Raw genomic sequence first — 1,248 nt, 5'->3', positions numbered from 1 at the left:
GACCGAGTAATGATCGGTTGGAATCCGAAGAACTTCGAAAAAATGTACAGTGGCAGTTAATCGCCTATAGATGGATACTGACAAGAGCTTCTGAATTAAGAAGCTCTTTTTGTATCAGACGTAACGTTTCACAAAATCAATAAACGTCCGATCTGCGATAGATAAATACCCTTCTTTCCGCCAAGCTAGTGCCAAATCGAGCGTTACTGGTGGATAAAACGGAATGCCAACAACCCCCTTCTCGTTTTGAGTAACAAGCTCAAGCAGGGCCGTAATGGCAAACTCCTGCCTGACGATGCTCAATATCAGCGGCAGCAAGTTGGTTTCAAAGGAAGATTTCATGCTGAAACCGTGCTCTTCACTGACATGGTCTAAAAATTCTCGATGAAAATATCCGTGTTGGAACATCACCAATTCATGCTCGAAAAATTCATCAAACGTTATGGCTTCGCGCTGCGCTAGCTCATGCTCGGGAGCAACAACGGCCACCATTTGGCTGCTGAACAAATGGTCCGTTTCTAGATCTTCAGGTACATCGTCACAGCTGATCACGCCGATATCGAGTTGTCCATTGAGCAACATTCGACGAATAGATTGCGTGCCAGCCTCAACAAGCGTCAGTTTTAGATCGGGAAACTGACTCTTAAACGCCATCACGATGCGCGGGAAGAAGTAACTCCCCATCATAGAAGGCGTGCCAAGGCGCACTTCTCCTTTTGCTAAACCTTTTAGTTCATCAATCGCTAATTGCGCGTCGTGCAGTTGTTGAATCACTCGCTGCGCGTGAATGAGTAAGGTTTCCCCCTCTTTCGTTAGGCTGATTTTCTTATCTTCACGACGAAACAACGTCACGCCGAGTGACTGTTCGAATTTTTTTATCGAAATGCTTAACGCTGGTTGCGCGATATGAAGTGCCTTAGCTGCGTGGGTGATATTGCCATGCTCAGCAACAGCCAGAAAATGTTTCAGTTGTTTCGATTCCATAAGATCAAAAATATATCGTATCCATATTTTTAATATATTTTTTTAATCCATATCCAACTGATAGATTGATCACAATCTCCTTTATTGCTCCTATCAGGCAGGAAACATGGTCAGCTTTGGTACTCCGGAATACAAACGCATTACGCTATCTCTGGCGCTTGGTTCTTTTTTGGTTTTTTCTAACCTATACCTTTTACAACCTATGCTGCCGACCTTCGCAACGCTGTTTTCCATTTCAGAAACGCAGGTTAACTGGTTGTTTGC

At 44.0% G+C, this 1,248-nt stretch carries 1 protein-coding gene and 1 pseudogene; one reads left to right on the top strand and one right to left on the bottom strand.

Annotated elements, in window-relative coordinates:
* Positions 1-114: 114 nt before the first annotated feature.
* Positions 115-984: a LysR family transcriptional regulator gene (locus R7P72_RS24885; protein WP_029855844.1), complete on the bottom strand. Its 870-nt coding sequence runs from the start codon at positions 982-984 to the stop codon at positions 115-117.
* Between the two features lie 106 nt (positions 985-1,090).
* Between R7P72_RS24885 and R7P72_RS24880 the strand changes: the two are divergent.
* Positions 1,091-1,248 (top strand): annotated as a pseudogene (locus R7P72_RS24880) (MFS transporter); the annotation flags it as partial.

This window comes from Vibrio sp. Vb0888, assembly GCF_033338835.1.
Classification (GTDB): Bacteria; Pseudomonadota; Gammaproteobacteria; order Enterobacterales; family Vibrionaceae; genus Vibrio; species Vibrio alginolyticus.
The sequence above is the reverse complement of the archived record's forward strand: the minus strand, read 5'-3'. Positions and strand labels throughout refer to the sequence as shown.